General features: G+C 72.5%; 3 protein-coding genes. 2 read left to right on the forward strand and 1 reads right to left on the reverse strand.

The window, feature by feature from the left end; translation table 11 throughout:
• Positions 1-118: 118 nt before the first annotated feature.
• Positions 119-742: a mycothiol-dependent nitroreductase Rv2466c family protein gene (locus RZ84_RS11295; RefSeq protein ID WP_043264216.1), complete on the forward strand. Its 624-nt coding sequence runs from the start codon at positions 119-121 to the stop codon at positions 740-742.
• Between the two features lie 105 nt (positions 743-847).
• Here RZ84_RS11295 and RZ84_RS11300 read toward each other — a convergent pair whose 3' ends face one another.
• Complete coding sequence (locus tag RZ84_RS11300) at positions 848-2,560, reverse strand: MFS transporter (protein ID WP_078893690.1); 1,713 nt, start codon at positions 2,558-2,560, stop codon at positions 848-850.
• Between the two features lie 170 nt (positions 2,561-2,730).
• Here RZ84_RS11300 and RZ84_RS40950 point away from each other — a divergent pair.
• A partial coding sequence (locus tag RZ84_RS40950; RefSeq protein WP_241777660.1) for a GntR family transcriptional regulator occupies positions 2,731-3,005 on the forward strand: 275 nt, incomplete at its 3' end.

Raw genomic sequence — 3,005 nt, forward strand, 5'->3', positions numbered from 1 at the left:
GGCCGTTGGGTTGCAGGGGGTGGTGGGTCGCAGGGGGCCGGTGTTGGTGAATTGGCCCAGGGATTCCGCGGTGGAGTGTCCCAGGTGGTTGGGCCGGTGGCGTTCTAATCTGGTCGGCATGACGCTCCAGAGCACCACCCGCCACACGGTTGACTTCTACTTCGACCCCATCTGCCCGTTCGCCTGGATCTCCTCCCGCTGGATCCTGGAGGTCGAGCGCCACCGTGACCTGGATCTGCGCTTCCGGGTCATGAGCCTGTCCGTGCTCAACGAGGGCCGCGAGGACCTTCCCGAGAGGTACCGCGAACTGCTGGACAGGGGCTGGGGCCCGGTGCGGGTGTGCATCGCGGCTGCCCAGGAGCATGGGGAAGAGGTGCTGCGGGATCTGTACACCGCGCTCGGCACCCGTATCCACAACAACGGCCGCGAGGACACCGCGGCCGTCATCGAGGAGGCGCTGGCCGAGGTCGGGCTCCCCGCCGAGCTGGCGCAGGCCGCCGATCGGGACACCTACGACGACGCGTTGCGCAAGAGTCACCACGAGGGCATGGACCCGGTCGGCGAGGATGTCGGCACGCCCACGATCCACATCGACGGGGTCGCGTTCTTCGGCCCGGTTCTGATGGCGATCCCGCGGGGCGAGGACGCGGTGCGGGTCTTCGACGGCGCCCGGCTGCTCGCCGGTTACGACAGGTTCTTCGAGCTGAAGCGGACCCGCACGGGGGAGTTCGACTTCAGTTGAGGGGCCGGGGCCCGGGAGAAAGCAGCTGAGTGGGCGTCACATTGCTTGGATGGGTGTGGCGTTGAGTGAAGGTCTCCGGGGCGGGTGCGGCGTTGACCGAAGGTCTCAGGGGCGGGTGGGGGCGGCTGTTGTGGTTGTTGTCGGTGTCGGGCCGGTCGCGCCCGTGCCGGCGGGGCCCGCGTCGCCGTCCCCCGGCGCTCCGGCTCCGGTCGCCGCGGCGCCGTCGGTCGTGGCCGGACGGTCCGGCCTCCCGGCGGGGCCGTCTTGCCCGGCCCCTGTGGTCCGTACGCCCCGTAGGAGGGCCACCGCCAGGACGGCGGCTGCGGCCATCACGGCCGCGGCGCACAGGACGGCGGCGTGCAGGCCGTGGGTGAAGGCCGTGCGGGCCGCGGTCAGCAGGGCGGTGCCGATCCGGCCGGGGAGGGGGGCGGCGACCGCGGTGGCGCCGGCGAGGGTTTCGCGGGCGGCGCCGGCGGCACCGGCCGGGAGGCCGGTGGGCAGTGCGCCGCCGATGTCGCCGCGGTAGACGGCGTTGCCGATGCTGCCCAGGATCGCCATCCCGAGGGCGCCGCCCAGTTCGGTGCCGGATTCCAGGAGGGCGGATGCGGAGCCCGCCCGCTCCGGTGGGGCGACGCCGAGGGCGAGTTCGTTGCCGAGGGACATCACCATCACCAGCCCGGAGGCGTAGACGGCGGAGCCGGCCAGGGCGAACCACAGGGCCGAGGCCGGTTCCAGCCAGGACAGCCAGATGAAGCCGCCGGCGGCGAGGACGAAGCCGAGGGCGATGACCTGGGCCCGGTCGATGCGCCGGGCGAGTGCGGCGGACAGCGGTGCCATGCCGCCGACGGCGAGGGTCGGAACCAGATTCCACAGCGCGGCCTCCAGGGGGCTCATGCCCCGTACGGACTGGAGGTACTGGGTGAGGAACACCGCGCAGCCGACGACCGCGAACATCGCCAGCAGGTTCGTCAGGATCGAGCCGCAAAAGCCGCGGTGCCGGAAGAGTTGCAGGTCGAGCATCGGGTGGCGGGCGGTGCGCTGCCGGCGGATGAACAGGAAGGCGGCCAGCAGCCCGATGGCCAGGGCGGCGACCGGGGGCGCTGTCACACCGTTACGGGCGATCTCCTTGATGCCGTAGACGGCGGGGAGCATCGCGGCCAGGGAGAGCGCGCTGCTCAGCAGGTCGAAGCGGCCGGCCGCGGGGTTCTTGAACTCCGGGAGCAGCAGCGGGCCGCAGATCAGCAGCAGCGCCATCGCGGGGGTGTTGACCAGGAAGACCGAGCCCCACCAGAAGTGTTCCAGGAGTGCGCCGCTGAGCACCGGGCCGACCGCGATGCCGCCGGTGACCGCCACCGACCAGAGGGCGACCGCCTTGCCGCGCTCGGTGGCGTCGTGGAAGAGGTTGCGGATCAGGGCGAGGGTGGAGGGCATCAGGGTCGCGCCGCCGACGCCGAGCAGGGCGCGGGCGGCGATGAGCATCTCGGCGCTGCGCGCAGCGGCGGCGAGCCCGGAGGCGAGGGCGAAGAGGGCGGCGCCGGTGAGCAGCAGCCGGCGGCGGCCGATGCGGTCGCCGAGCGCGCCCATGGTGATCAGCAGGCCGGCGAGGACGAATCCGTAGACGTCGAGGATCCACAGCTGCTGGACGCTGCTGGGCTCCAGTTGGGCGGTCAGGAACGGCACCGCGAAGTAGAGGACCGAGACGTCCATGGAGACGAGCAGGCAGGGCAGCAACAGGACGGCCAGGGCGAGCCATTCGCGGCGGCCGGCCTTCGGGGCGGGCGCGGGCTGCGCCGGGCGTGTGTACGGGGTAAACGTCATGGCGGACAGCGTAGGCAGGGAGTGTTTACGGAGCAAACGATGGACGAGAGAAGGCAGTTGGGGGTTCGTCACACTAGTGCACCTTGGCGTGATGGGGGCGGCTGCGAGGGGGGCGCTGGTAGGCTCGGGGCACTTCAGGACCGTTGGTGCACTAGTACGGAGGTCGCCTCGTGGACCAGTCCGCTCCGCCGCCCTACCGCCGGATCGTCCAGGAGATCCGGGGCCGTATCGACGCCGGTGAGCTGGCGCCGGGCGACCGGGTGCCGTCGACCCGGCGGATCACCCGGGAGTGGGGGGTGGCGATGGCGACCGCGACGAAGGTGCTGACCGCCCTGCGGCAGGAGGGAGTTGTCCGGACCGTCCCCGGTGTGGGCACGGTGGTCGCCGAGCCGGCGCGGGCCGCGCGCGGTGACGCCCCGAGGGAGCGGCGGGGGCCGGGGGGGGG

The organism is Streptomyces sp. CT34, assembly GCF_000805335.1.
Lineage (GTDB): Bacteria > Actinomycetota > Actinomycetes > Streptomycetales > Streptomycetaceae > Streptomyces.

Coding starts and splice junctions, on each gene's coding strand:
- RZ84_RS11295 (WP_043264216.1), top strand. CDS start 119: ATGACGCTCCAGAGCACCACCCGCCACACGGTTGACTTCTACTTCGAC.
- RZ84_RS11300 (WP_078893690.1), bottom strand. CDS start 2,560: ATGACGTTTACCCCGTACACACGCCCGGCGCAGCCCGCGCCCGCCCCG.